A 26,305-nucleotide genomic window follows, 5' to 3' on the forward strand; every position below is an offset into this window, starting at 1 on the left:
CCCCGGTATCAGACCTGGGGCGCCAAGTACAGGGCGCTGCATCCGCCACCGACGAACTCGGCAATTACTTCATGTAACTCGCCTCGTCGCAAGGCGCGCAGCAACTTGATTTTAGAGGCGCTGTCGCGTACTGAAAGCAACATCACCAGAGGCCGCCATGCCATCGCAGCCGCCACCTTGAAATCCACGTCGCTTTCGGCCTCGCGCAGGAAGCCGGTGACCTGCCCGTCGGTCAAACGCTTGTTTACTTCCAATCTCCTTCGGGGTAGGGAATTGGACTCCAAACTGGGGTGCTACTCAAAATCGGGGGGACGTCGCTATCGACGTCCCCCCATCCTGAGTAGCGGCCGGGTCTAGAGTCCGGGGTTGATGATATCGGTGTTGGCCAGCTGTTGGGCATACGCGGACGGGGTCATGCCGCCAATTGCTTTCTTGGGTCGCTCCTCGTTGTATTCGCGTCGCCAGCGCTCGATCTCGGTGCGTGCGTGCAGCAGTGTCGGGAACCAGTGCTCGTTGAGGCATTCATCGCGCAGCCGGCTGTTGAACGATTCGACATAGGCGTTCTGATTCGGCTTGCCGGGTTGGATGAGTCGCAACTGCACGCCACGCGCATGCGCCCAGGCCACCATTGCCTTGCCGCAGAACTCCTTGCCGTTGTCGGTGCGGATCACCTGCGGCAAGCCGCGGCTGATGGCCAGCCGCTCCAGCACACGCGTCACGCCATGGCCCGAGATTGCACGCTCCACCTCGATGGCGACCGCCTCATGTGTGGCGTCGTCCACGATCACCAGGCACTTGATCGCCCGGCCGTCGGCGGTGCGGTCGAACACAAAGTCCATCGACCACACCTGGTTGGCCTGCGATGGCCGCAGCAGCGGCTGACGCTCGCCCACTGGCACTTTCTTGCGCTTGCGGCGGCGGACTTGCAGCTGCTGCTCGCGGTACAAGCGCTCCACACGCTTGTAGTTCACCAGGCGTCCTTCCTGGCGCAGCTTGAGATAGATCATCCCCACGCCGTAGCGCTTGTGGCGATGCGCCAGTTCCACGATGCGCTCGCGTAGCGCAACGTTGCGGTCCTCGCGCGGGCAATAGCGCAGCGCACTGGCGCTCATGCCGATCGCGGCCAACGCGCCACGCTCGCTGGCCCCTCGCCCGATCCACTCGCGCACCAGCGCACGACGCGCCGGTGCGCTCACCATTTTTTTTGCAGCGCCTCCTTGATCAGATCGTTCTGGAACACCTGCTCGGCGAGCAGCTTCTTCAGGCGCGTGTTCTCTGCCTCCAGGTCCTTGAGTCGCTTGGCATCGGGCACGCTCATCCCGCCAAACTTGCTGCGCCACAGGTAGTAGGAGGCCTCGCTGAAGCCATGGCGCCGGCACAGGTCCTTGATCGCCACGCCGCTTTCGGCCTCACGCAGAAAGCCGATGACCTGCTCGTCAGTAAAACGCTTCTTCACGTCCAATCTCCTTCGGGTAGGGAATTGGACTCCAAACTGCGGCGCTACTCAAAATCGGGGGGACGTCGCTATCAGGCCGGATTCTTTGATCAACAGGTCTACAATGTCCAATTGCTCTATGGGGTCATAACGACGGTTCTTTTTGTCTTCAACGCGCGCTTGCGTGATTTTGCTCGCAAGAATGTCTCAAATCTCGCGAATGACGACCAGTTTCTATTTGCTCGCGCGAGCTATTCCAGTGCAGAGCGCCTGTTGCGCAACCGCGTACTTGAATATTCTGATATCAATGTACAGATCAACAGGATGCGAAAAGACGTCGTGGCTGATTTGAGGGCGAAAGGACAGCACGCGGTTGCGATGGAAATGACACGGGTTGGTGTGCTCGAATCGCAGTTATTGCAGCAATACGTAGCCGCACTTTATCCTTTGGAAATCGAGACGCATGGGCTCTATCAAGCCTTGCGTTCGCCAGCACTTGAGCGTTTCTGTCAATCTCGGTTTCAACACGTGTTTCGCGGAGATTGCAAGAATCTGTCGTTGGAGTTACAGCTGAGCGCTTATCGCAGTGTGCTCAACTGTGTCGAGATATTGCCATCAGCTAGCAAGCATTTCATCCAGGCGCGTGCGTGGACCGGAAAAGGGGCTAGAGGAGTTGTGGTGCGCGTTATTGCGGATTCTTCGTCAGCTGAGCCGGCTGGACGCGACTCGGACGATGTCGAAGCCGAACTGGATGCGCGATTGAAAGCGCATGGCGGCACGAGTCGCCGCCGCCATGCGTTAGTGGTGACGTTCTTTGTTGCTGAGCCTGATTCCGTGGAGGTCAGGGGGAGACTATCCACCGGTCCCCAGTTGCTTCGCGCCGGGTTAGTACCGTGAAGTTCTTTGTTTTATAGACGAGTCGTGCTTGATCGCGTTGGATTGCATCAGGTGTTGCCGGGTCATTTGAGCGGGTGCTTGCAGAAATCTTGTTTGCTGAAGGCAACACGACGCGCTCTACATCCTTGCCCATTGGCAAGGTCCAGAGGGCGTTGTCCACTCTTGCAACTACCGCGCGGACTATGCCGGTGACATCGTTGATTTGCAAGTAGGTGACTCCATCGCGATGGAGTTCATATATGGCAAGAGATGAGTCAATGGCGAGGTTGGCGGCTTTGGGGTTGCTATCGCCAAGCCCTGTCATTGCATATGCGCCGATACCGCCAGTTCCACAGCATTGAGCCATCGCCGCGCTTGATACAAAAAGTCCGGCGATTAAGCAAAAACCCTTAAGCCAATTGGTTGCGTTTTTCATGATTTGCCTTCCCCCTGTACGGGGCAACTCCGCCTGCGATTCAGGCTCTTATACGTTACGTCCTGACGAAGAAGTTTTGTTGATTGTTTGTCGCAGAAAATCGTTGAGTAATACCTGGCTAGCAAGACAGCGATTAAAAAGCTATTTGGAACGTGTTCCTTAGGCCCTAGACCTATCTATCTTCCCAGTCTGTGTAGCACTCCAGACGGGCCAACTCACCGACTCAGCTTGAGTTCGTTGTCAGCGCGCCCAAACCACTCAATCACCTGCTGGTGATGCGCAGGCCCCCAGCGACGCAGGAACTGCTGAGTGTGGTGATCGGCAGGGTCTTGGAGCGCTGCGAGGCGCCGGGCAATGAAGGTTGCTGTCAGGGGCTGGGCGCAGTCGATCTCAATGCAGCGACGCCAGGCGTCGTAGGTCTCGGGGATAGGGTGGGACATGGGCGGCTTCTGGACGAGGAGATGAACACGGGGGCGCAGGAAGGCGGCAACAGGCTTGCTTTTGCTGAAGAAATGTTACTTTATAACACTTCATCTTCGCCGCGCAGTCTTACCTCCCGTGTTCTGCCTTCTCCTGTGGTGCAGCTGCTGCCCTGAATCGCACCGCGCTCTGCGCTGCCGTTTGCTGTGGCGGGTCGATTGCTTGAGTTGTGAGGGCAGGGCGTGATGAAGCGTCGGCATCTGTTACAGGGTGGAGCTGCTGCATTGATGCTTGCACCGACCTTCGGGGCTGCGCGGGGGCTCCCGGCCTTGCGGGGATACCGCGTGCAACAGCAGGGCGAGTTGCTTCTCCTGCGGCTGGAGCTGGGTGCGCAGGTGGCCTACCGCAGTTTCAGGTTGTCCGATCCTGAGCGCGTGGTTATCGATCTCTCTGGCGCGTCGCCGCAGTCGCCTCCTATCGATCCGATGCCCGCCGGCACTGCGGTAACCCGCATACGCAGCGCGCCGCATCTGGATGGTCTGCGCGTCGTGCTGGATCTGCAGCAGCCCTGTTCAGTCGACATGCGCTGGGATGGCAGTGCGCTGGTGCTGGAGCTGGCCACCATGCCCGGTGGCGCGGCCCTGACCGTCAGCGACCATGCTGCTGAAACAGCGCCCGCAGACCCGGCCCGTTCGCGCCTGCATCCCTATGTCGTCGCCATCGATGCCGGCCACGGCGGCAAGGATCCGGGCGCGGTCAGTGCCGATGCGCGTTACGAAAAACATGTCGCCATGGCGGTGGCCGGGCGGCTGCATCAACGCCTGGCCAACGATGCACGCTATCGGCCCACCATGATCCGCAGCGACGACCGCTTCGTGCCGTTGCATGAGCGCGTGTTGATTGCACATCGCCACAACGCGGATTTGTTCGTCTCCATCCATGCCGATGCCGCGCCAACACGCCAAGCGCGCGGCGCCTCGGTGTTTGCGCTCTCTCAGACTGGTTCCAGTTCGGCACTGGCGCGTTGGATCGCCGATAGCGAGAACGCGGCCGACGACATGGGCGACACCGCGCGCCGGCTGCGGGTGCCGAGCAATCCGGTGCTGTCGCAGGTGCTGGCCGACCTGTCGCTGAGCCGCACCATCGCCAGCAGCCTTGCGTTTGGCACGTTGATGCTGGCGCGCCTGCAGCAGGTGACGCAACTGCACCAACACCAGGTCGGGCAGGCCGGCTTTGCGGTGCTGAAATCGCCGGATATTCCCTCGTTGCTGGTGGAAACCGGCTTCATGAGCAATCGCGACGATTGCCGGCGCCTGTGCGGCGATACGCATCAGGACGAGCTGGCGCAGACGCTGCATGCGGGCATCGACGACTACTTCGCTGCCTTTCCCGGTCGCGCCTGAGCCGCGATCGCCACCTTTACCCTTTGACGAGCACCCGATGTCCGCCACGCTTCCCGATGTTGCCGTTACCGAACTCTCCGCCCTGAGTGCGCCGTTGCGCTGGGTGGGCATGCAGGACATCGCCATCCCTGTGCATCTGCAAGCTGGCGGCGCCGGGCTTGCCGCGCGCGCCAGCGTGCAGGTCGATCTGCCGCGGCCCGAGCTCAAGGGCATCCATATGTCGCGGCTGTATCGCCTGCTGGACCTGCATCTGCAGCAGCCGGTGTCGCCGGCCATGCTGTCGCAGCTGCTGCAGGCGCTGGTCGCCAGTCATGCCGATTGCGGGAGCCGCGCGGCGCGGCTGACGCTGTGCTTTGACATGCTGCTGCGCATGCCGGCGTTGCGCAGCGAAGGGCTGAGCGGCTGGCGTGCCTATCCGGTGCACATCGTCGCGCACCGCAGGGCAGGGCACACCACAATCCAGCTACAGGTCGATGTGCTGTACGCGTCCACCTGCCCATGTTCGGCGGCGTTGTCGCGGCAGTTGCTGAGCGATGCGTTCGTGCAGCAGCACGCCGGGCGCGAGGCGCTGCCGCTGCAGGAGGTTGCGCAATGGCTGCAGGAGCACGGTTCCTACGCCACCCCGCATAGCCAACGCAGCGTGGCGCAGGTGCGCATTGAGCTGGGCGCGGAAACGCAGCGCTTTGCGATCCGTGAACTGCTCGATCTTTGCGAGCAGGCGCTGGCAACGCCGGTGCAGGCCGCGGTGCGGCGGACCGACGAGCAGGAGTTCGCGCGCTTGAATGGCGCAAACCTGATGTATGTCGAAGACGCAGCGCGACGCCTGCGCAAGGCGCTGGCAGAGCACCATGCGACCTTTGATGTGGCAGTGCGCCATCTGGAAAGCCTGCATGCCCACGACGCCGTCGCCGAAACCGGCAGCGACGCCGAGTTACCTTCTTTAGCTGCCGTGTGAGCTGAGGCCATGTACTGCAAACTGCCGAGGCGTCCGGCACGACTGGCGCGCAAATCAGGTATGGCGACCGCCTCAGCAAGGCGCGACGAACGCGGCATGCGTGAGGCATTGCTGTTCGACCCGTCTGTGTTTCTTCTGCTTTTGTGGCTGATGTGAGCGACGCGACGGTGAGCGATGTGGCCCCTGGCATCTGCCGTGCGATGCCTGCATGCGCTTGAACCAGGAAGCGATGGCGGTCGTGCGGCATCTCATCCAGACCAGCACGGCCGCATGGGACCCACGTTCAACGCGAGCACTCCAGCAGCGCAGGACGGCAACCAATTTCGACCACTTGGTGCGCCCGGGCCGTGTCGTCCAGATCCAGGCATGCGCGCGAAGGCCGTCGCGGCCTGCCGCACAACGGCGCAGTCCACACCACATGCAAATTGCCTGCAACACAACGCAAAAGCCCCGCAATGCGGGGCTCTGGCGTTTCTGCAGTGAGACGAGAGGTGGTGCTCCCTAGGGGGCTCGAACCCCTGTTTTAGCCTTGAGAGGGCCACGTCCTAACCATTAGACGAAGGGAGCGCTTTTGTCACGTCTTGTGCAGCGCGCTAGTATAGTGAGGTAATAGCCGTTGGGCAATCCTGCAACACAAGACGGAAGCGCCATCATCGAACCCTCAGTTACATCTCCGTTCACGCTGCGCGTCATCCCACGCGATCAGCACACCATCTCGCGCAAGGACATCAGCCCCAACGCGCTGCGCGTGCTGTACCGCCTGCGCGAATCGGGCTTTGGTGCCTACCTGGTCGGCGGCGCGGTTCGCGATCTGCTGGTCGGCGGCCACCCCAAGGATTTCGACGTGGCCACCAGCGCCACGCCGGAAGAGGTCAAGGCGCTGTTCCGCAACTGTCGCCTGATCGGCCGACGGTTCCGTCTGGCGCACGTGGTGTTCGGCCGCGAAATCATCGAAGTGGCCACCTTCCGCGCCAACATCGACGATGGCAGCGGCGACCGCGAACTGGATAATGGCCGGCTGGTGCGCGACAACGTCTACGGCACCATCGAAGACGACGCGATCCGCCGCGACTTCACCTGCAACGCCCTGTACTACGCGATCGAGGATTTCTCGGTGCGCGATTATTGCGGCGGCTTCGAAGACGTGCAGGCGCGCCTGATGAAGTTGATCGGGCACCCGGAGCTGCGTTACCAGGAAGATCCGGTGCGCATGCTGCGCGCGGTGCGCCTGGCGGCCAAGTTGAATTTCGACATCGAAGCCGGCACCGCAGAACCCATTCCGCGCCTGGCCGGGCTGTTGTCCGAAGCCGCGCCCGCACGCCTGTTCGAAGAAATTCTCAAGCTGTTCCTGTCCGGGCACGGTGTGGCCAGCTTCGAGGGTCTGGAGCGTTATGGCCTGCTCGGCGCGCTGTTTCCGGAAAGCGCGGCGGCATTGAAATCCAACCGCAGCGGCGCGTTGCGCGCCATGGTGCTGGAAGGTCTGCGCAATACCGATGCGCGCGTGGCCAACGACGAGCCGGTGTCGCCGGCCTTCCTGTTTGCGCTGCTGCTGTGGCCGGCGTTCTGCCGCACCTTGATGGGGCTGCAGGCGCAGGGCGTGCAGCCGGAAGATGCGCAGCGCCGTGCGGCCGACCGCGTCACCTTGCATCAGCTGGAGCGCGTTGCATTGCCACGCCGCTTCTCGCTGCCGATGCAGGAAATCTGGCTATTGCAGACACGCTTCTCCTCGCGTCAGCGCAAGCGCGTATTCCGCACCTTGTCGCATCCGCGTTTCCGCGCGGCATTCGATTTCCTGGTGTTGCGTCAGTTCGCTTCGGCCGACCACGCCGCCGATGTGGAGTTCTGGCGCGAGGCGCAGAAGTCCTCCGGCCAGGAGCTGGTGGATGCGATCGAATCGGCGCAGGTCGATCACGAAGGCGACGAGGGTGCACCGCGCAAGCGTCGCCGCCGCCATCGTCGTTCCGGCGCGCCTTCAGGCGAGTAGGGCATGCAGACCGCCTTTGTCGGCCTGGGCGCCAACCTGGGCCCGGCCGAGGCCAGCGTGCGCGCGGCCATCGCCGCGCTAGGGGTGTTGCCGCAGACCACGCTGGTCGCGGCCTCGCGGCTGTACCGCACGCCGGCCTGGGGCCGCGAAGACCAGCCCGATTTCATCAATGCCGTGGCCCGGCTGCGCACCGATCTTGCCCCGCTGCCGTTGCTGGAGGCCTTGCTCGGCATCGAACAGTCGTTCGGCCGCGAGCGTCGGGCCGGCGAGCGCTGGGGCCCGCGCACGCTGGATCTGGACCTGCTGCTGTATGCGGACCAGGTGATCGATCTGCCGCAGTTGCAGGTGCCGCACCCGCATCTGCACGCCCGCGGCTTCGTGCTGCTGCCGTTGTCGGAGCTGGCACCGGAGGCGATCATTCCGGGCCATGGAACAGTGCGGCACGCCCTGCAAGCCATCGATGTCTGCGGGCTGGAGCCGATTGGGTAGATAATGGCGGGCTTATCACCCCACGTAATGACTTCATGAGCAGCCACGCCGACAGCAAGCCCTGGACCGTGCCCGCCTTGGCGCAGGCCAAGCGCGAGGGTCGAAAACTGGTCATGTTGACCGCCTACGACGCCGGCTTTGCGCGCAGCTTCGACGCCAACGGCGTGGACCTGATCCTGGTCGGCGACTCGCTCGGCATGGTGGTGCAGGGCCACGATTCCACCTTGCCGGTGACCACGGCCGACATGGTCTACCACACCGCTGCGGTGGCACGCGTGCTGGAGCGGGCCTTGCTGGTGGCCGATCTGTCGTTCCAGGCCGATGCCACGCCGCAGCGCGCGCTCGATGCGGCAACCCAGCTGCTGCAGGCAGGTGCGCAGATGGTCAAGATCGAAGGCGCCGGGCACAAGCTCGAGGTCATCCGTTACCTGGTCGAGCGCGAGATCCCGGTCTGCTCGCACCTGGGGCTCACCCCGCAATCGGTGCTGCGCTTTGGCGGCTACACGGTGCAGGGCCGCGGCGAAGCCGGCGAGCAGTTGCGCCGCGATGCGCAGGCGGTGGTCGACGCCGGTGCCAGCCTGGTGGTGCTGGAATGCGTGCCGACGCCGATCGCCGCACAGATCAGCACCGCGCTCGGCGTGCCCACCATCGGGATTGGTGCAGGCCCCGGTTGCGACGGCCAGGTACTGGTGATGCACGACATGCTGGGCCTGGACAGCGGTCACCGCCGGCCCAAGTTCGTCAAGGATTTCCTCGCCGAAGGCGGATCGGTCGCCGGCGCGGTGCGTGCCTACGCGCAGGCCGTGCGCGACGGCAGCTTTCCCGATGCAGGGCACGCGTACGCCGCATGATCCAGACGCTGACCGATCTTTCCGCACTGCGCGCCCTGGTTGCTGGCTGGAAGCGTGAAGGCTTGCGCTTGGCGCTGGTGCCCACCATGGGCAACCTGCACGCCGGCCATTATTCGCTGGTGATGCTGGCGCGCCAGTACGCCGACCGCGTGGTGTCCAGCGTGTTCGTCAACCCGACCCAGTTCGGCCCCAACGAAGATTTCGCGCGCTACCCGCGCACGCCCGAGGCCGACCTGCGCGGCCTGGAAGATGCCGGGTGCGATGCGTTGTGGCTGCCGGACGTGCACACCATGTACCCGCTCGGCACCGCGCTGGCCACGCCCATCCATGCGCCCGGCGTCAGTGACGTGCTGGAAGGCGAGTGCCGGCCGGGGCACTTCGATGGCGTGTGCACGGTTGTGGCGCGGCTGTTCAACCAGGTGCAGCCGGACGTGGCCGCCTTCGGCAAGAAGGATTACCAGCAGCTGGCGGTGATCCGGCAGATGGTGGCCGACCTGGCGTTTCCGATCGAGATCCTGGGCGGCAGCATCGTGCGCGAGGCCGATGGCCTGGCGATGAGCTCGCGCAACCAGTATCTGTCGGCAGAAGATCGCCCGACCTCGGCCAAGATCCGCAAGGTGCTGCTGCAGATGCGCGACAGCTATGCCGCCGGCACGCCGCGTGCGCAGGTGGAAGATGCGGCCAGCCATGCGCTGGAGCAGGCCGGTTTCCGGGTCGATTATGCGGTGCTGCGGCTGCCCGACCTGAGCGAGCCGGGCGACAGCCACGCCGGCGCGCGCGTGGCCCTGATCGCGGCCCGCCTGGGCAATACGCGTTTGATCGACAACCTGGAATTCTGAGCGGGCTTGCGCTGCGGACGCAGCGCCTGGCTTCAGCAGCAGCGCCAGCGAACCGATGCGAGTGCGTTTTCGCACCGCGCCGGCCTGAAGCCCTCACCACCGGCCGCAGCGCGAACCGGTGGGGGCGGGTGCTTTCCGCTAAAATGCCGGCTTTCCTTTTGTCGTTGCCTTCCGTCCATGCATCTGTCCCTGCTGAAAGCCAAGATCCACCGCGCCACCGTCACCCACTCCGAACTCAACTACGAAGGCTCGATCGCCATCGACGGCCTGCTGCTGGAAGCGACCGGCATCCGCGAATTCGAACAGGTGCATATCTGGGACGTCACCAACGGTGCGCGTTTCAGCACCTATGCCATTCGCGCCGAAGACGGCAGCGGCATCATGTCGCTCAACGGCGGCGCGGCGCGTCATGTGCAGGTAGGCGATCTGATCATCGTGGCGGCGTTCGCCAGCATGAGCGAAGACGAAGCCAAGACCTTCAAGCCCAATCTGGTATATGTGAACGCGCACAACGCGATCTCCCACACCAACCACAGCATCCCCACGCAGGCCGCATGACACAGACCAACGGATTCGACGCGCTTCACGCCCACGCCCAGCGCCTGCGTGGCGCTGCCATCCCCGCATTGCTTGCCGCCGAGCCGGAACGGCCGACGCAGTACGCCAGGCAAGTCGGTCCGTTGTATTTCAATTTCGCGCGGCAGAAGTACGACCGCGCCGCGCTCGATTCACTGTTCGCCATCGCCCGCGAGCGCGATCTGGCCGGTGCGTTCCAGCGCCTGTTTCGTGGCGAGCAGGTCAATGTCACCGAACAGCGCGCGGCCTTGCACACCGCGTTGCGCGGCGATCTGACCGACGCGCCGGTTGCCTCCGAGGCGTATGCAACGGCTGCGCAAGTGCGCCAACGCATGGGCGATTTGATCCAGCAGCTGGAAGCCACCGATGTCACGGACATCGTCAGTGTCGGCATCGGTGGTTCCGACCTGGGCCCGCGCCTGGTCGCCGATGCGTTGCGTGCGCCGTCCGGTGCGCGTTTCCGCGTGCATTTCGTGTCCAATGTCGATGGCGCGGCGATGCAGCGCACCTTGGCCACGCTGGACCCGGCGCGCACCGCCGGCATCCTGATTTCCAAGACCTTTGGCACCCAGGAAACCCTGCTCAACGGCGGCATCCTGCATGCCTGGCTGGGTGGCAGTGAGCGCCTGTACGCGGTGAGCGCCAACCCCGAACGCGCCGCCAAGGCCTTCGATATCGCACCCGGCCGCGTGCTGCCGATGTGGGATTGGGTGGGTGGACGTTATTCGCTGTGGTCGGCGGTCGGTTTCCCGATTGCACTGGCGATCGGCTTTGAGCGTTTCGAACACTTGCTGAAAGGTGCCGCGCAGTTCGATGCGCACGTGCTCAACACCCCGCTGGAAGAAAACGTCGCGGTGCTGCACGGGCTGACGGCGGTGTGGAACCGCAACCTGCTCGGTAGCGCCACGCACGCAGTGATGACCTACGACCAGCGCCTGGCACTGCTGCCGGCGTATCTGCAGCAGCTGGTGATGGAGAGCCTGGGCAAGCGGGTCAAGCTCGATGGCTCGGCGGTGGACAGCGACACCGTAGCGGTGTGGTGGGGCGGTGCGGGTACCGATGTGCAGCACAGCTTTTTCCAGGCGCTGCACCAGGGCACCAGCGTGGTGCCGGCCGATTTCATCGGCACCGTGCACAACGACGACCCGTATGCGGAAAACCACGTCGCGCTGATGGCCAACGTGCTGGCGCAGACCGAGGCGCTGGCCAACGGCCAGGACAGCAGCGACCCGCACCGCAGCTATCCGGGCGGCCGCCCGAGCACGGTGATCCTGCTCGATGCGCTCACCCCGCAGGCGCTGGGTGCGCTGATCTCGATGTACGAGCACAGCGTGTACGTGCAGTCGGTGATGTGGGGCATCAACGCGTTCGACCAGTTCGGCGTGGAGCTGGGCAAGCAGCTGGCGAGCCAGTTGCTGCCGGCGCTGAAGGGCGAAGCGGCCGAGGTGGCCGACCCGGTGACGCGCGAGCTGCTGTGCAAGCTGCGCGGCTGAGCCAGGCGCAGCGCGCGTGACAAGGAACGGGGCCTGCGGGCCCCGTTTCCGTTTGCAGCGGCCAACGAAACGCGTGCGCTCATCTCAGGCCGGCGAGGCCCGTGCTGGGGCGGCATGCACCGCGCGTGCGTTTGGGTCTGAGTGCGTCTGCGTCCACCTGATGACTGTCTGCTCCGTTGTTGTCAGCCTGAGTACCCTTGTAACCAGTCCAAAATAGACAAATTTCCCAAAATGGATGTTTTGGCGTAGGCTGAAATCACCCACTTCGCAGGATCGTCCTCATGTCCCGTCATCAGGACTTGCCCGAGCTTGAAAAAGCGCCAGCGGCCGACATCAAGATCAAGGGATGGCCCAGCCTGATGCGCAAGGTGCGCACCCACGGCGCGGTGGTCATCACCAATCACAACCACCCCGAAGCGGTGGTGGTGGATGCCGAGGAATACCGGCATCTGGTGCGGCAGGCCAGTGCGCTTGCCGATGCGGCCACACGCGCGCAGTCGCTGCAGGCCTTGCAGGCCAAATTCGACGCGCATCTTGCCGCGGTCACCGATGCCGCGGTGCTGGCCCAGGTGATCGCCAAGCCCGCACGCCGTGGTCGCAAGATTGCCTTGGGCCCGTCGCTCTGATCGATGGGAAATATCCTTGTACTGGCTGGCGTCAACGGCGCCGGTAAAAGTTCATTGCTGGGCACCTTGCTGCAGGAAGACGGCGCCAGCTGGTACAACCCGGATGCCTTCACCCGGCAACTGGTGGAGCAGGGCTGGACACTGGAAGAGGCCAATGCCCAGGCCTGGCAGGAAGGCGTGCGACGGCTGCGCCAGGCGATGGCCGACGGCAGCGATTTCGCATTCGAAACAACGTTGGGCGCGACCACCATTCCGCGCCTGCTGCGCGAGGCCAGCGTGCAGCACACGGTGGCGGTCTGGTTCTGCGGGTTGGCGACGGTGGACCTGCACGTCCAGCGCGTGGCAGCACGGGTCGCTGCCGGCGGCCATGCCATTCCCGAGCACAAGATCCGCGCGCGTTACGACACATCGCGCGCCAACCTGATCGCGTTGCTGCCGCATCTGGCAGTGCTGCATGTTTACGACAACAGCGCGCCGGCCGACGCGGCGGGTCAGGCGGCGCCGATGCTCGTGCTGGAACTGGACCGCAGCGGCCTGCACTACCCGCAAACACCGGCAGAGTTGGCGCAGGTGCCCGATTGGGCCAAGCCCATCGTGATGGCGGCATTGGAGACGCGCCGCGTGTCTTGAACTGCGCATCCGGGCTGGCCTGCGCGAGTCGCCTGCCTGACGCGCACCGCGCTGGAAATAAGAGCGGCTAGTAAAACGACGTCACACCGGTCTACCGCGGGCCGGCATGCCTCGTCTTAATAAGACCCGCCAGCCAACTGTCTGGTGCGGTGTCCTCGCCGATTGCGGGACCGTTGGCGGCATGGATGCCGCCACCGAGCTCCTGTGGACGGGTTGACGGCGTGTCCCGCGAGCGGTGAGGGCACCGCGCGCTCGACGCTGCGCGATGGCCATACATCAGCGCGCCCTCATGCAAGCGCCTGTCGCGCAGTCGATACGACCGACGAAACAAGATGCCGCTCGCAGCGCATTGCCAGCACTGCGAGCGACGACGCCTGCGCTTACGCCTTGCCCAACTGCACTGCCACCGGATCGCCGGTGAGATAGCCCACCGCTGCGCCGAAGCGGTTCTTGTAGTGGGCACGCACCAGCGGGTCCAGTACCGGCTTGACGATGTCGTGCAGCGGGCTTTCCCAGTCGCCGGGGTGCTGGAAGTTGCTCATCACGTAGGTCCAGCCGTGGATCTGGTCGACTGCGTGCAGGCCGGTCGATTCGGCACCGGCGGGCACCGACAGCACCCGCGTCAGCGTGCCGCTGTCCACGTTGTAGGCCCACAGGAAATTGTTGACGTGCAGGCTGCTGTCTTCGCCGATGAACAAGGTGCGCAGGGTTTCGGAGAACTTGAGGTTGTCCGGGTTGGCCAGGCGCTCCGGGTCGGCCAGGTTGCCCAGCGCGTCGGCCTTGGCCAGATCGTGGCCGGTGAGGGCCGCCGGGGCGGCCATGTCGATTGGCACCCAGTCGCTGTGGATTGGTGTGCCGTGGCTGTCGCGTTGGCCGCCGCGCAGATTCAGGGCATACACCGCACCGGCTTCCGGGCCCTGCACTTTTACATCGCCCGAGCCGTTGCGCATGCTGGTGACGATGTAGGACATCGCCATGTAGGCGATCTTGTCGCGGGCGTTGACGGTGGTGCCTTCAAGCTTGGTGAAGCCCAGGCTGCCGCCGGCCAGCGCCGCATAGCGATGGGTTTCCAGATAGGTGGCCGCCTTCTCCATGCCGGGTTTGATGCGGATCCAGTTGAAGGTGCCGTTGAACGGGATCTTGGTGAAGGAGGCATCGCCCGGGTCGCTCAGATGCACGTCGAGGATGTCGGCGGCAGTGAGGCGATCGGCCAGGGCCTGGATTTCGGCACTGGTGGCGTGGCCCAGCTTGATCCAGCTCAGCGTGGCCGCACCCGGGCCGATGCCGGAGGTCTGGTGCCAACGCCCGACGTACAAGGTGCCGGCCGACAGGTCGGCCTTGCGGTCGGCAATGAACATGAAAAGCCCACCATTGGTGGCGTCGTCGCCCATCAGCACGGTGCGCTGGTCGGGCATCACCTGCACCAGTTCGTGCGAGATGCGGCCCAGGCAATAGTGCTTGCGTACACTGCCGGTTCCGTCCGGGTGCACGGTGATTTCGGGTAGATGGCCGTAGTGATAGGGGTTGGCTTTTTCCGGGTCGCCGTACAGATGCGTGCTATAGCTGCGGAACTGGGTGTTGCCGGCCAGCGCGGTGGCGTCGGGCTCGTACTCTTCGCTGGACAGGTGGGTATTCCATGGCGACAGGCTGGCGCCGCAGGTAGTCCATAGCCCGTGCACCGGCGCGGTGTCGACATTGTGGTACTTCACCAGCGACAACTTGCCGGTGGCCGGGTCCTGGTCCAGCGTCAGTACCGCGATCGGCGCGGGCAGGTGGCGGTTGGTGTCGTTGCCGGCCTGGTCGCGGGTGGTGTATTCGAACTGCACCACCGCAAACACGTGGTTGCCCTTGACGCCGGGCACCTTGGCATTGGGCAGGGTCAGCAGCGAGGAGCCGTCCGGGCAATCGGAAAAGAACGGCCGCTCGGCACCGGGTTTGGAGCGGTCGATGATCGGTCGGTGCCGGATGTCGTAATAGCCGCCGGCCAGCACGGTGCCGCCCTTGCCGTCGGGCACCTGATCGCCGGTGACGAAGAACGGGTGATACGCCAACGCGTAGCGCTGGGTGCTGCCGTCGCTGCGCGCCACGCTCAGCGACGAGCCCACCGTGGTGGTCGCCATGGCCGCCGGGTTGGCCAGGCTGGGCGCGGGCATGCCGTGGAAGGTGGCCGAGACCAGGTGGGTCAGGGTTTCCGATGGCCGCAACGGGCGCGCGGCCAGTGCGGCACCGCCAAGTTGCTCGAATGCGGCCGCGCTGACATTGCCGAGCGGCAATAAGGGAACGGCTGCCAGCAGCTGCATCAGGCGGCGACGTGAGGGATCGGGGGAGGCGGACATCGAAACTCCAGGCAAAGGCAACGATCAACAACGGCAATGGCACATCGGCAAGCCGGTCACGCTAGGCCTGCGGTATGACAGTTGTTTGACGGCGAGCTCACCCATTGGCGTGCATTCGGACGCGCCCGCACAAGCGAGCGCAGCAGCAGGCCCGGCGTAGGCGGGGGCTGCGCACTGCCCGACCCTGCGGGTGGTGCGTTGCAGCAAAGTGCGGCTGCGCGGAATGCCAAGCGCTGCAGCGGATTCGGCAGTTTTCCGTGGTTTCACAGGTGCTGCCGGTATTCCAAGGCTATAGCCCCGGCCAATAAGTTGCCGGCCATTTGGCATATGGACAGCTGTTGTTGACAGGGTAGGGGAATCACGCAAGCGTACGCCGCCTAATGGCCTGCGGCGCAACGCATCGCCGTGGGAGAACCACCCTGGAGACCCGGATCTTGGACAAGCTGCTTCGTCGTACCGCCGCGCCCGTCGCGCGGCGTGCCCTCTCTCTGGCAACCGCTGCGGCGGTGCTGATGCTGGCCGCCTGCCAAGGCAAGGACACCGCTGCCGAGGCGAGCAAGACCGCCCCGGCCACCGCGCCTGCGGAGTCTTCGACCACCATCCATCCGAACCAGTGGCCCTCGCCGAAGTGGCCGTTCGCGCAGGACGCGGCGCTGGAACAGCGCATCACCGAGGTGATGGCCAAGATGAGCGTCGAAGAGAAGGTCGCCCAGACCGTCCAGGGCGACATCGCCAGCCTGACCCCGGACGATGTGCGCAAGTACCGCATCGGCTCGGTGCTGGCCGGCGGCAACTCCGATCCCGGCGGCAAGTACAACGCCAGCCCGGCCGAATGGCTGAAGCTGGCCGACGCGTTCTATGAAGCGTCGATGGACACCTCCAAGGGCGGCAACGCGATCCCGATCATCTTCGGCATCGATGCGGTGCACGGCCAGAGCAATATCGTCGGCGCCACGCTGTTTCCGCACAACATTGGCTTAGGGGCCACGCGCAACCCCGACCTGATCAAGAAGATCGGCGAAGTCACCGCTGCCGAAACCCGCGTCACCGGCATGGAGTGGACCTTCGCGCCCACCGTGGCGGTGCCGCAGGACGACCGTTGGGGCCGCAGCTACGAAGGCTATTCCGAATCGCCGGATGTGGTGGCCAGCTTTGCCGGCAAGATGGTCGAAGGCGTGCAGGGCACCCCGGGCACCCCGCAGTTCCTGGACGGCAGCCACGTGATTTCCTCGGTGAAGCATTTCGTCGGCGACGGCGGCACCACCGACGGCAAGGACCAGGGCGACACCAAGGTGTCCGAAGCCACCATGCGCGACATCCACGCCGCCGGTTACCCGCCGGCGATCGCCGCCGGTGCGCAGACGGTGATGGCCTCGTTCAACAGCTTCAACGGCGAGAAGATGCACGGCAACAAGGTCATGCTGACCGACGTGCTGAAGGGCCGCATGAACTTCGGCGGCTTCGTGGTCGGTGACTGGAACGGCCACGGCCAGGTCAAGGGCTGCACCAACGACAACTGCCCGGCCTCGTTCATTGCCGGCGTCGACATGGCGATGGCCGCCGACAGCTGGAAGGGCATCTACGAAACCGAACTGGCAGCAGTGAAGTCGGGCCAGATCTCGGCCGAGCGCCTGGACGATGCGGTGCGCCGCATCCTGCGCGTCAAGCTGCGTCTGGGCCTGTTCGAAGCCGGCAAGCCGTCCAAGCGTCCGCTCGGTGGCAAGTACGAATTGCTGGGCGCGCCGGAACACCGCGCCATCGCCCGCCAGGCGGTGCGCGAGTCGCTGGTGCTGCTGAAGAACCAGGCCGGCATCCTGCCGCTGGATCCGAAAAAGCGCGTGCTGGTGCTGGGCGACGGCGCCAACGACATGGGCAAGCAGTCCGGCGGCTGGACGCTGAACTGGCAGGGCACCGGCACCAAGCGCAGCGACTACCCCAATGGCAACACCATCTGGGAAGGCCTGGACAAGCAGATCAAGGCGGCCGGCGGCAAGGCCGAGCTGGCCGTGGACGGCGCCTACAAGACCAAGCCCGACGTGGCGGTGGTGGTGTTCGGCGAAAACCCGTATGCCGAGTTCCAGGGCGACATCGCCACCTTGCTGTACAAGCCGGGCGACGAGAGCGAGCTGGCGCTGATCAAGAAGCTCAAGGCCGAGGGCATCCCGGTGGTGGCAGTGTTCCTGAGCGGGCGTCCGCTGTGGATGAACCAGTACATCAACGCGGCCGATGCATTCGTCGCCGCATGGTTGCCGGGCTCGGAAGGCGAGGGCATTGCCGACGTGCTGCTGCGCAAGGCCGATGGCAGCGTGCAGAACGACTTCAAGGGCAAGCTCAGCTTCTCCTGGCCCAAGACCGCGGTGCAGTTCGCCAACAACGTGGGCCAGAAGGATTACGACCCGCAGTTCAAGTTCGGCTTTGGCCTGACCTACGCCGACAAGGGCGACCTGGCCGCGCTGCCCGAGGAATCGGGCGTGTCCGGCGAGCAGTCGGTGGGCGGGGTGTACTTCGTGCGCGGCAAGCCGGCGCTGGGCATTGCGATGCAGCTGTCCAATGCCGGCCAGGCCAATATGCCGGCCACCACGCTGCCGGTGGGTCTGTCCGATGGCAGCCTGAAGATGACCGCGGTCGATCACAAGGCGCAGGAAGATGCGCGGCGTCTGGTCTGGTCCGGTGCCAAGGCGGCCAGTGTGTTGCTGGTGTCCGGCAAGCCGGTCGATGTCTCGCGTGAGAGCAACGGCGATGTGCAGTTGCAGCTGACCCTGCGCCGCGACAGCGCGGTGACCGCGCCGGTATGGCTGGGCGTCGGCTGTGGCGACAAGTGCGGCGGCCGCGTCGATGTGCACAAGACCCTGGCCGCACTGCCGCAAGGCCAGTGGAAGGTGGTCGGCGTGCCGTTGAAGTGCTTCGCAGTGGCCGGTGCCGACGTGACCAAGCTGACCCAGGTGGCCAGCATCGAAAGCGCTGCGGCGCTGGACCTGTCGGTGTCGAAGGTGTCGCTGGGCGCGCTCAACGAAGCCGAAGTCACCGTCGACTGCGCGGTCAAGTAAGCGGCATTCCCGCAGGCACGCCTGCGGGAGCGCGGTAGATCAGACGAAACAGGTGCGTCGCCAGTGTTGGCGACGCGTTACAGCGGCCACCCTCATCGGTGGTGTCATCAGCCGCCGCGGGACGCGCGCGTCGATCGGCCGGGATGGCCTGCAGCTGCGGTTCGCCGCGCTGCCGTGGCGCACGCTGTGCGTTGCGGCGGCATTCTGCAGGCTTGTCCGGCGCTCGGCGCACACCCCAGAGCCAGACAGGAGAGTGCAGTGGGTTTGGCGACGTTGGATATCGTGATTGTGCTGGTCTACCTGACCGGCATCTTCGTGCTTGCGCAGTGGGTCTCGCGCGAGAAGGCAGGCCATAGCAAGAGCGCCGAGGACTACTTCCTGGCGAGCAAATCGTTGCCGTGGTGGGCGATCGGCGCCTCGCTGATTGCCGCGAACATTTCGGCCGAACAGATCATCGGCATGGCCGGTTCGGGCTATGCCATCGGTCTTGCGATTGCCTCCTACGAATGGATGGCGGCGCTGACGCTGCTGATCGTGGGCAAGTTCTTCCTGCCGATCTTCCTGCGCAACGGCATCTACACCATGCCGCAGTTCCTGGAGCAGCGTTACGGCAAGTGGATCCGCACGCTGATGGCGGTGTTCTGGCTGCTGCTGTACGTGTTCGTCAATCTCACCTCGATCCTGTGGCTGGGGTCGATCGCGGTCAGCCAGGTCACCGGCATGGACCAGACCCTGGCGCTGGCGCTGATCGGCGTGTTCGCACTGGTCTACCAGCTTTATGGCGGTCTTAAAGCTGTCGCGCTGACCGACATCGTGCAGGTCACGCTGCTGGTGCTGGGCGGCCTGCTGGTGGCCGGGTTGACCCTGGCGCGGATCGGCGATGGCGCCGGCGTGCTGGCCGGCTTCAAGCACCTGTGGAGCGCGCACCCGGAGCACTTCCACATGATCCTGACCAAGGACAACCCGTTCTACAAAGATCTGCCGGGCCTGAGCGTGCTGCTGGGCGGGCTGTGGGTGATGAACATCAGTTACTGGGGTTTCAACCAGTACATCATCCAGCGCGCACTGGCGGCCAAGAACATCGGCGAGGCGCAGAAGGGCATGGTGTTTGCCGCGTTCCTGAAGCTGCTGATGCCGCTGGTGATCGTGGTGCCGGGCATTGCCGCGGTGGTGCTGGCGCCGGATCTGGCCAAGCCCGACCAGGCCTATCCGACCATGATGCAGTTGCTGCCGACCGGCATCCTGGGCCTGGTGTTCGCGGCACTGGTGGCGGCGATCGTGGCCTCGCTGGCGTCCAAGATCAATTCGGTGGCGACCATCTTCACCCTGGATTTCTACGCCAAGTTCCGCCCGCAGACCGAGCAGAAGCAGCTGGTGCGTGTGGGCCGGATTGTGGCGGCGGTGTCGGTGCTGATCGGCATCCTCACCGCGCGGCCGTTGCTGGGCAACTTCGATCAGGGCTTCCAGTTCATCCAGGAATTCACCGGCTTCTTTACGCCGGGCGTGGTGGTGATCTTCATGCTCGGCCTGTTCTGGAAGCGTGCCAACGAAGCCGGCGCGCTGACGGCGGCGATCGGTTCGGTGGTGTTGTCGTTCGCGCTCAAGTTCGCCTGGCCGGAACTGCCCTTCATGGACCGCATCGGCGTGGTGTTCGTTGCGGCGCTGGTGCTGGCGGTGGTGGTGTCGTTGCTGACCGCGCCCACGCAGGCACGCGACCTGATTCGTACCGACGATGTGGCCTATGGCACCACGCTGGGCTTCAAGGTCGGCGCGGCGGGCGTGATCGCGATCCTGATCGTGCTGTACACGGTGTTCTGGTAAGCGCCGTCGCTGCAGATTGATGGTGTGAAACGCAACGCGGCGCGGCACCCGGGTGTCGCGCCGCGTTGCGTTTAACGCTTGCAGTTTGGCCATCGCTTGGAGCGGCTGCCAACACGTAGCGAGCAGTTGTCAGGTGGATGCGGACGGCGCACTCAGAATCGTGCTGTTCGCGGGGTACATGCCGATGCCGAGCAGTAGCCGCGCGCGGATGGCGACTGTGCAGTCGTGTTGGTCGCTGCGCTTAGACGCGTGCGGCGGCCAGGCTTTCGGCAAGCAGGTTGGTCGGCGCGGCGTGCTGATCGTGCCACGGCGTTTCCAGCCAGGTTTCCAGCGCTGCGGCCGGCATCGGCCGGGCGATCCAGTAACCCTGGCCTTCGTCGCAGCCCCAGGCGCGCAGCTGCGCGTAGGCCTCCGGCGATTCGATACCTTCGGCAACCACGCGCTGGCCCAGGCTGTGGCCGAGCTGGATCATCGCCGGCACCAGGGTGCGGTCGGTGCGGTTGTCCGGCAGCGAGCGGATGAAGGATTGATCGATCTTCAACGCGCTGGCCGGCAGCTGCTTGAGGTAGCTGAAATTGCTGTAGCCGGTGCCGAAGTCGTCGATGGCGATATGCACGCCCAGCGCCGCGATGGCGGCCAATTGCTCGGCCAGGTGCTCCGGGTGACGGATCATCGCGCTTTCGGTGAATTCGATTTCCAGCCGGCGCGGATCCAGCTTGTGGCGATCCAGGCCACGCCGCAGCAGGCCCGCAAAGCCGGGGCGATCCAGGTCGGCAGCCGACACGTTCAAGGCCAGGTTGAAGTCCAGGCCTTGCTGCTGCCAGCGCGCGGCCTGGGCGATGCCGTTGTCGATGACCCAGGCGGTGATGCGGTTGATCAGCGCGGTTTTCTCGGCCATCGGAACGAAGTCCGACGGCATCACCGGGCCGATCATCGGGTGTTGCCAGCGCAGCAGCGCTTCCACGCCCACGCAGCGGTGGTCATGCAGGTCCACGCGCGGTTGATAGTGCAGGCGCAGCTGGCTGGCGCTGTCCAGGGCGGCAGGCAGGGCGGCCAGCAGGCGGAAGGTATTGCGCTGGACCACATCGTGCTTGCGCTCGTACATGCTCCACGCCTGGCCGCGCTCGCGCGAAACATCTACCGCGGTGGTCAGCGAGCGGATGGTGTCGGCAGCGCCATAGCTGGTCTGCAATGCCACTGCGCCGATCGAGGCCACGGCGGTGTGCGGGATGCCTTGATGCTCCAGCGGCTCGGTGAAGGCTTTCGATACCTTGGTGCACAGCGTGGCCAGGCGCTGGGTTTCGGCCTGGGCCAGAAAGCCGAAAGTGGTCGGGTCGAGCCGGTACAGCATAGTGGTGGCGGGCAGGTAGGCCGCCAGGCGACGCTGGGCCAAGGCCACATAGCCGTCGGCGTAATCCCAGCCCAGCGCCTTGACCATGTCGCGGAAGTAATCGCTGCCGCAGATGTCGATGGCCACCGCCGTGGTGGCCGGAGCGGTGTCGCGTTGCGACAGCCAGGCATCCAGGTCTTCGCTGAAACGCGAGCGATTGGGCAGCCCGGTCGGGCCATCGCGGTAGGTGGTGCTGCGCAGGTTTTCCACGCGCAGCACGGCAAGGTCGCGCAGGCCTTCCAGCTGGGTGAGCGCCGCAGCATCCAGTCCGGGGCGCGGGCTGGTGCCGATCACGCACAAGGTGCCGATGCTGTGGCCGTCGTGCAGTTTCAGCGGCGCACCGGCGTAGAAGCGGATGAACGGCGGGCCCAGTACCAGCGGATTATTGGAAAAACGCGGATCCAGCTGCGCATCCGGCACCACCATCACTTCGTCCGAGCGGATCGCGTGCGCGCAGAACGCCTGGCTGCGCGGCGTCTCGCGCGCTTCCAGTCCAACGCGTGCCTTGAACCACTGGCGGTGTTCGTCCACCAGCGAGACCAGCGCAATTTCCGCACCCAGGCTGCGCGCCGCCATGGCGGCAACGGTGTCGAACACCGGGTCCGGCGGCGAATCCAGCAGGCACAAGCCTCGCAGCACCGCCAGCCGAGTCGACTCGTCGAGCGTGGGCGGAAGGAGGGATTCGACGGAGGCGGGCAGGGAAGGCATGTGCTCGTATCGGCCTGAAGCGCAATCCCTTGATCGGCAATGATTGACTCCGTTCAGTTGATGTCGGATGGGCCGGGGGGGATGCGCCGGTGCGGAACGTTGCGGCAAGCGAAAGAGCGCAAACGCATGGAGGCAACGACGCAGGCGTGAGGAAACGCCAAGTGGAAGAAGCGAAGCATCCAACGTGCCTGCGACGTCATGACGTTGCGACGTCGGGGCCACGCGACTTGAAGAGCGACTGGACCAGAGCAGCTACCGACAGCGCACCGGTTGGCAGAGCGCCGTAGCGACAGCACGATACAGCGACACAGCCGAAGAACGCCGCATCCGAAGCGCTAGAAAGACACTGCGCGCGTTGCGCAAATCAGATGGTCGATGCAACGGCGCGGCGCTGTCTCCACGAAACAATCGCTGATCCGCTTCAGCGGGAAAGTGTGATCACAACAACGCGCGTGGCGTATGCCGGTTGCGGTCACAGAGCTAAATATTGCGCGTGCGCTGCCGATCACTATTTGCCCGCAGCGGATTGCCGCTCGACGCAACTATCCGCCCTTGGTCAGCCGACCAACTAAGCGCCGATAGATATTTGCTTCTGTGATGCGCGTTTGACTCAGCTGCGGCGTGAATTGACACATTCTTCACTCGCGCTGTGAATCTCGCCATCGCGTTCTGTCATCCCCACGTTTGGAGTCGTCGTGAATTCATTGCTGTCTTTCGCACAACGCACGCTGCTGGTGATCGCCGGTCTGGCGCTGTCTTCTGTCGCCCATGCAGGGCTTACGGTGTCCGGGACGCAGCTGCGCGAGTCCAACGGCAATGCACTGGTGTTGCGCGGTGTCAATCTTCCGCATGCCTGGTATGCGGGCCGCACCGATGCGGCATTGGCTGCGATCGCGGCGACCGGCGCCAACAGCGTGCGCATCGTGCTCAGCTCCGGCTACCGCTGGACGCGCACGCCGGAAGCTGACGTGGCACGCATCATCGCGCGCTGCAAAAGCCTGGGCCTGATCGCGGTGCTGGAGGTGCATGACACCACTGGCTATGGCGAAGACACCGCGGCAGCCAATCTGGTCAACGCAACCAATTACTGGGTCAGCATCGGCAAGGCACTGGTTGGCAACGAAGACCATGTAATCATCAATATCGCCAACGAACCATTCGGCAACCGCCTGAGTGCAAGCGAATGGGTCAACGGCCATGCCACTGCAATCGCTGCCTTGCGCAAGAACGGATTGACCCACGCCTTGATGGTGGATGCGCCGAACTGGGGCCAGGACTGGCAGTTCTACATGCGCGACAACGCCGCCGCACTGCTCACGCGCGACAGCCGTCGTAATGTGATGTTTAGCGTGCACATGTACGAAGTGTTCGGTAGCGATGCGACGGTCAATAATTACTTGCGCGCTTTCAACGATAAAAAGCTGGCGCTGGTGATCGGCGAATTCGGCGGCGACCATCGTGGTGCGCATGTTGATGAAGCGGCCATCATGCGGCGCGCGCGCGAATACAACGTTGGCTACATGGGCTGGTCATGGTCGGGCAACGACAGCAGCACGCAATCGCTGGATATCGCAATGGGCTGGAATGCCGGGCGGCTGAGCACCTGGGGCCGCCGCTTGATCCTGGGTACCGACGGCATCGCAGCGACCTCGCGCAAGGCGCGTGTGTTCGGCCCGCGTTGAGATTCAAGCCCTGCGGTCAAGGTCTGTGGTTGGGTGGATAGCTCACTGCAAGGCAGTCGATCTGCGAGTGTCCTGCAGGTCCCTTGCCCGCCCACCATCGCGGGACACGCTACAAGTAGGTCCGTGTAACTCTGGCGCGGCATCCATGCCGCTCGAGGTCCCGCGATGGTGGGCGGGCAAGGGCCAGTCGAGATGGTCGGTGTGCAGAGTTTTCAAAACAGCGACCGATTAGATCGGCGGCGTGGTGTCTTCGCTCTTCAACAAAACCACCAGCCAACTGTCTGGTGCGGTGTCCTTGCCGATTGCGGGACCGTTGGCGGCATGGATGCCGCCACCGAGCCCCCATGGACGGGTTAACGGTGTGTCCCGCGAGCGGTGAGGGCACCGCGCCCTCGACCGGAATGTCCCGGTGAGGCCACGGCACATTCAGTCAGCGCGTCCTTGCGACAACCTCGCTATGTCTCAGCGCCCGGGCTCGCGCAATGGGCCCGGGCTTGGCCGCTTGGTCAACTTGCGCTGCAGCGAGCGGCGATGCATCCCGAGCAGGCGCGCGGCTGCCGAGACATTGCCGCCGGTTTCGTGCAGCGCCTGCTGGATGTGCTCCCACTGCAGGCGACTGAGCGGGGTCATCATTTCCTGTGCGGTTTCTTCTTCGTCCGGCTCGGGCAACTCGTCGTCTTCCTCGCCCAGCGCACGCATGATGGTGGGGATATTGGCCGGCTTGGGCAGGTAATCGTCGGCACCGAGCTTGATCGCCTCCACTGCGGTGGCGATGCTTGCGTACCCGGTGACGAGCAGGATGCGCATGTCGGCACGGATCTCGCGCAGCGGCTGGATCAGGCTCAGGCCCGAATCGTGGCCGAGCTTGAGATCGATCAACGCAAAATCCGGCAATGCGCGGCGTGCGGTTGACAATGCGCTGGCCGCATCGGTGGCGGTGAGCGTTTCCACACCGCGGCGCGCGAGGCTGCGTTGCAGCGTGCGCAGGTACAGGGTGTCGTCGTCGACCAGCAGGCCGGTGCGGATCGGGGGGCTTGTCATGCGAGTGCCTCGTGTTCGGAGAGCGGCAGACGGAAACCGACGCGCGCGCCGCTGCCTTCGGCGGGCAGCATCCACAACTCACCCTGCAGGCGTTCGACGGTGGCATGCGAGAGCGCCAGGCCTACACCCATGCCGTCGTGCTTGCCGCTGTTGAACAAGGTGCCCGGCAACATCGCTTGCGAGGTGTCGAAGCCGGGGCCGTAGTCGCGTACTTCGCCGCTGAGGTGGTCGTGTTCCACCCGCAGGGTCAGGTCGATCTGCGGCCGCCCGGCGCGTTCGCCGGCATCGGCGGCGTTGTTGAGCAGCACCATCAGCAGATGGCTGACGCCGGGCTGCAGCATCAGCCGCATCGGCGCATCGTCGTTGCGGCGCAGCTCGATGGTGGGGCGCACCAGGCGCCATTGTTCGAGGACTTCCTTCACTGCCACTTCGCGGCTCAGGTGGCCGTTGTCGGCAGGCGCGGCCAGGGCCAGCACGCGTTCGTGGCACTGCACCAGCAGTTCGCGCAGGGTGTCCAGGTCTTCGCGCAATTCGCCTTGCTCGCACTGGTCGGCGATGTCGTCCACCAGCAGGGTCATGGTCGCCAGCGGCGTGTTCAGTTCGTGCGCGACCGACGCCGCATGCGTGGCCAGCGCCACGATGCCTTCGTTGCGCGCGAAGCGTTCGCGCAGGGTGGATATCTCGCGCTCGCGTTCGCGCATCGACAACGCCAGCCGGGTGGCAAAGGTCAGCACCACCACCGTGGACAGCAGGAAGTTGGCCGCCATGCCCCACATGTGCAGGCTCAGCGGGTCGAAGCTGCCGTACGGCAGCGGCAGGCCGAATGCCGCGCTGATCACGTAGCCGGCCACGCACGATGCCGCCACCGCCATCGCCCAGCCCAGCGGCAGGGCCAGCGCGGCCAGCGCGATCAGCACCAGGAACAACGAACCGAACGGGTTGGCGATGCCGCCGCTCCAGCCCACCATCCAGGTCAGCACCGTCACATCGACCAGGATGTGGCCGAACTCGGTGGCCGGGCCCACCGCGCCACGGTGGGCCACACGCAGCTGCGCATACAGGTTGAACACCGCCAGTGCGGCCACGCCGGCCCACAACGGTTGCTGCGGCAGGTTCAGGCCCATCAGCCCAGTGGCGACCAGGATGGTGGCGGCCTGGCCGGCGGTGGCCAGCCAGCGCAGGCTGCACAGGGTCCGCAGGAAGGAAGCGTCGGAGGTGTTCATCACGGCAATGCTATGCGCTCGGGGAGGTGGTGGCCTGCGACAAA

22 protein-coding genes, 1 tRNA gene and 1 other RNA gene are annotated in these 26,305 nt (G+C 64.8%); 14 read left to right on the forward strand and 10 right to left on the reverse strand.

Annotated elements, in window-relative coordinates; translation table 11 throughout:
• Nucleotides 1-8 precede the first annotated feature (8 nt).
• Nucleotides 9-254 (reverse strand): hypothetical protein, encoded by a 246-nt coding sequence (locus M3O59_RS08845; RefSeq protein WP_116906285.1) that lies wholly within the window; start codon nucleotides 252-254, stop codon nucleotides 9-11.
• Between the two features lie 99 nt (nucleotides 255-353).
• A protein-coding gene (locus tag M3O59_RS08850; protein WP_373418981.1) for an IS3 family transposase occupies nucleotides 354-1,456 on the reverse strand; the annotation gives its coding sequence in 2 pieces (ribosomal slippage) (nucleotides 354-1,207 and nucleotides 1,207-1,456; 1,104 coding nt in all).
• Nucleotides 1,457-1,480: 24 nt separating this feature from the next.
• Between M3O59_RS08850 and M3O59_RS08855 the strand changes: the two genes are divergently transcribed.
• Entirely contained in the window at nucleotides 1,481-2,332 is an 852-nt protein-coding gene (locus M3O59_RS08855; RefSeq protein WP_373419002.1) for a hypothetical protein, read from the forward strand.
• On the opposite strand, the gene M3O59_RS08860 is transcribed toward M3O59_RS08855, so the two are convergent.
• Both M3O59_RS08860 and M3O59_RS08865 read right to left on the reverse strand, forming a co-directional pair.
• Nucleotides 2,277-2,747: a hypothetical protein gene (locus M3O59_RS08860; RefSeq protein ID WP_116906287.1), complete on the reverse strand. Its 471-nt coding sequence runs from the start codon at nucleotides 2,745-2,747 to the stop codon at nucleotides 2,277-2,279. The genes M3O59_RS08855 and M3O59_RS08860 overlap by 56 nt on opposite strands.
• A gap of 215 nt (nucleotides 2,748-2,962) precedes the next feature.
• Nucleotides 2,963-3,187, reverse strand: a complete 225-nt coding sequence (locus M3O59_RS08865) for a hypothetical protein (protein WP_116906288.1) — start codon at nucleotides 3,185-3,187, stop codon at nucleotides 2,963-2,965.
• A gap of 225 nt (nucleotides 3,188-3,412) precedes the next feature.
• Here M3O59_RS08865 and M3O59_RS08870 point away from each other — a divergent pair, with 225 nt between their 5' ends.
• Together M3O59_RS08870 and folE2 are read left to right on the forward strand one after the other, a co-directional pair.
• The gene (locus M3O59_RS08870) at nucleotides 3,413-4,570 is read left to right on the forward strand and encodes an N-acetylmuramoyl-L-alanine amidase (RefSeq protein WP_116906289.1); all 1,158 of its coding nucleotides are present in this window, start codon (nucleotides 3,413-3,415) and stop codon (nucleotides 4,568-4,570) included.
• A 37-nt stretch (nucleotides 4,571-4,607) separates the two neighbouring features.
• On the forward strand, nucleotides 4,608-5,525 hold the full coding sequence (folE2, locus tag M3O59_RS08875; protein ID WP_116906290.1) for a GTP cyclohydrolase FolE2: 918 nt from the start codon (nucleotides 4,608-4,610) through the stop codon (nucleotides 5,523-5,525).
• Between the two features lie 492 nt (nucleotides 5,526-6,017).
• Here the strand turns inward: folE2 and M3O59_RS08880 are convergent.
• Nucleotides 6,018-6,092: transfer RNA gene (locus tag M3O59_RS08880), tRNA-Glu, on the reverse strand.
• A 49-nt stretch (nucleotides 6,093-6,141) separates the two neighbouring features.
• On the opposite strand from M3O59_RS08880, the gene pcnB reads away from it, so the two are divergent.
• From pcnB to M3O59_RS08920, 8 genes are all read left to right on the forward strand, one after another.
• Entirely contained in the window at nucleotides 6,142-7,509 is a 1,368-nt protein-coding gene (gene pcnB / locus M3O59_RS08885; protein WP_116906291.1) for a polynucleotide adenylyltransferase PcnB, read from the forward strand.
• 3 nt (nucleotides 7,510-7,512) lie between these two features.
• Nucleotides 7,513-7,998 carry a 2-amino-4-hydroxy-6-hydroxymethyldihydropteridine diphosphokinase gene (folK, locus tag M3O59_RS08890; RefSeq protein ID WP_064628842.1) on the forward strand — a complete coding sequence of 162 codons (486 nt, stop codon included), beginning with the start codon at nucleotides 7,513-7,515 and terminating at the stop codon, nucleotides 7,996-7,998.
• A 35-nt stretch (nucleotides 7,999-8,033) separates the two neighbouring features.
• On the forward strand, nucleotides 8,034-8,849 hold the full coding sequence (panB, locus tag M3O59_RS08895; protein ID WP_116906292.1) for a 3-methyl-2-oxobutanoate hydroxymethyltransferase: 816 nt from the start codon (nucleotides 8,034-8,036) through the stop codon (nucleotides 8,847-8,849).
• Nucleotides 8,846-9,688 (forward strand): pantoate--beta-alanine ligase, encoded by an 843-nt coding sequence (gene panC / locus M3O59_RS08900; RefSeq protein ID WP_116906293.1) that lies wholly within the window; start codon nucleotides 8,846-8,848, stop codon nucleotides 9,686-9,688. Before panB ends, panC begins: the two co-directional genes overlap by 4 nt.
• A gap of 177 nt (nucleotides 9,689-9,865) precedes the next feature.
• A complete protein-coding gene (gene panD, locus M3O59_RS08905; protein WP_003481969.1) occupies nucleotides 9,866-10,246 on the forward strand; it encodes an aspartate 1-decarboxylase in 381 nt (126 codons plus the stop codon).
• Nucleotides 10,243-11,757, forward strand: coding sequence for a glucose-6-phosphate isomerase (pgi, locus tag M3O59_RS08910; RefSeq protein ID WP_116906294.1), 1,515 nt, complete (start codon nucleotides 10,243-10,245; stop codon nucleotides 11,755-11,757). Before panD ends, pgi begins: the two co-directional genes overlap by 4 nt.
• Nucleotides 11,758-12,038: 281 nt before the next feature.
• Nucleotides 12,039-12,383: a type II toxin-antitoxin system prevent-host-death family antitoxin gene (locus M3O59_RS08915; RefSeq protein ID WP_064628854.1), complete on the forward strand. Its 345-nt coding sequence runs from the start codon at nucleotides 12,039-12,041 to the stop codon at nucleotides 12,381-12,383.
• Between the two features lie 3 nt (nucleotides 12,384-12,386).
• Nucleotides 12,387-13,013, forward strand: a complete 627-nt coding sequence (locus M3O59_RS08920; protein WP_116906295.1) for an AAA family ATPase — start codon at nucleotides 12,387-12,389, stop codon at nucleotides 13,011-13,013.
• 380 nt (nucleotides 13,014-13,393) lie between these two features.
• Here the strand turns inward: M3O59_RS08920 and M3O59_RS08925 are convergent, their stop codons facing one another.
• Nucleotides 13,394-15,349, reverse strand: coding sequence for a PhoX family protein (locus M3O59_RS08925; protein WP_116906296.1), 1,956 nt, complete (start codon nucleotides 15,347-15,349; stop codon nucleotides 13,394-13,396).
• 434 nt (nucleotides 15,350-15,783) lie between these two features.
• On the opposite strand from M3O59_RS08925, the gene M3O59_RS08930 reads away from it, so the two are divergent.
• Together M3O59_RS08930 and M3O59_RS08935 are read left to right on the forward strand one after the other, a co-directional pair.
• On the forward strand, nucleotides 15,784-18,396 hold the full coding sequence (locus M3O59_RS08930) for a glycoside hydrolase family 3 protein (protein ID WP_249047069.1): 2,613 nt from the start codon (nucleotides 15,784-15,786) through the stop codon (nucleotides 18,394-18,396).
• Nucleotides 18,397-18,654: 258 nt separating this feature from the next.
• Nucleotides 18,655-20,217 (forward strand): sodium/sugar symporter, encoded by a 1,563-nt coding sequence (locus M3O59_RS08935; protein WP_064628862.1) that lies wholly within the window; start codon nucleotides 18,655-18,657, stop codon nucleotides 20,215-20,217.
• 103 nt (nucleotides 20,218-20,320) lie between these two features.
• Here the strand turns inward: M3O59_RS08935 and M3O59_RS08940 are convergent.
• A non-coding RNA gene (locus M3O59_RS08940) (sX9 sRNA) lies at nucleotides 20,321-20,397 on the reverse strand.
• Between the two features lie 61 nt (nucleotides 20,398-20,458).
• Nucleotides 20,459-22,315, reverse strand: coding sequence for a putative bifunctional diguanylate cyclase/phosphodiesterase (locus M3O59_RS08945; RefSeq protein WP_116906299.1), 1,857 nt, complete (start codon nucleotides 22,313-22,315; stop codon nucleotides 20,459-20,461).
• Nucleotides 22,316-23,010: 695 nt separating this feature from the next.
• On the opposite strand from M3O59_RS08945, the gene M3O59_RS08950 reads away from it, so the two are divergent.
• Nucleotides 23,011-23,997 carry a glycoside hydrolase family 5 protein gene (locus tag M3O59_RS08950; RefSeq protein ID WP_116906300.1) on the forward strand — a complete coding sequence of 329 codons (987 nt, stop codon included), beginning with the start codon at nucleotides 23,011-23,013 and terminating at the stop codon, nucleotides 23,995-23,997.
• Nucleotides 23,998-24,459: 462 nt separating this feature from the next.
• Here M3O59_RS08950 and M3O59_RS08955 read toward each other — a convergent pair whose 3' ends face one another.
• Together M3O59_RS08955 and M3O59_RS08960 are read right to left on the reverse strand one after the other, a co-directional pair.
• Entirely contained in the window at nucleotides 24,460-25,038 is a 579-nt protein-coding gene (locus M3O59_RS08955) for a response regulator transcription factor (protein ID WP_064628868.1), read from the reverse strand.
• Nucleotides 25,035-26,261 (reverse strand): ATP-binding protein, encoded by a 1,227-nt coding sequence (locus tag M3O59_RS08960; protein WP_064628870.1) that lies wholly within the window; start codon nucleotides 26,259-26,261, stop codon nucleotides 25,035-25,037. Before M3O59_RS08960 ends, M3O59_RS08955 begins: the two co-directional genes overlap by 4 nt.
• Nucleotides 26,262-26,305: the final 44 nt, after the last annotated feature.

Source organism: Xanthomonas nasturtii, assembly GCF_023337365.3.
In the GTDB taxonomy this organism is placed as follows: domain Bacteria; phylum Pseudomonadota; class Gammaproteobacteria; order Xanthomonadales; family Xanthomonadaceae; genus Xanthomonas; species Xanthomonas nasturtii.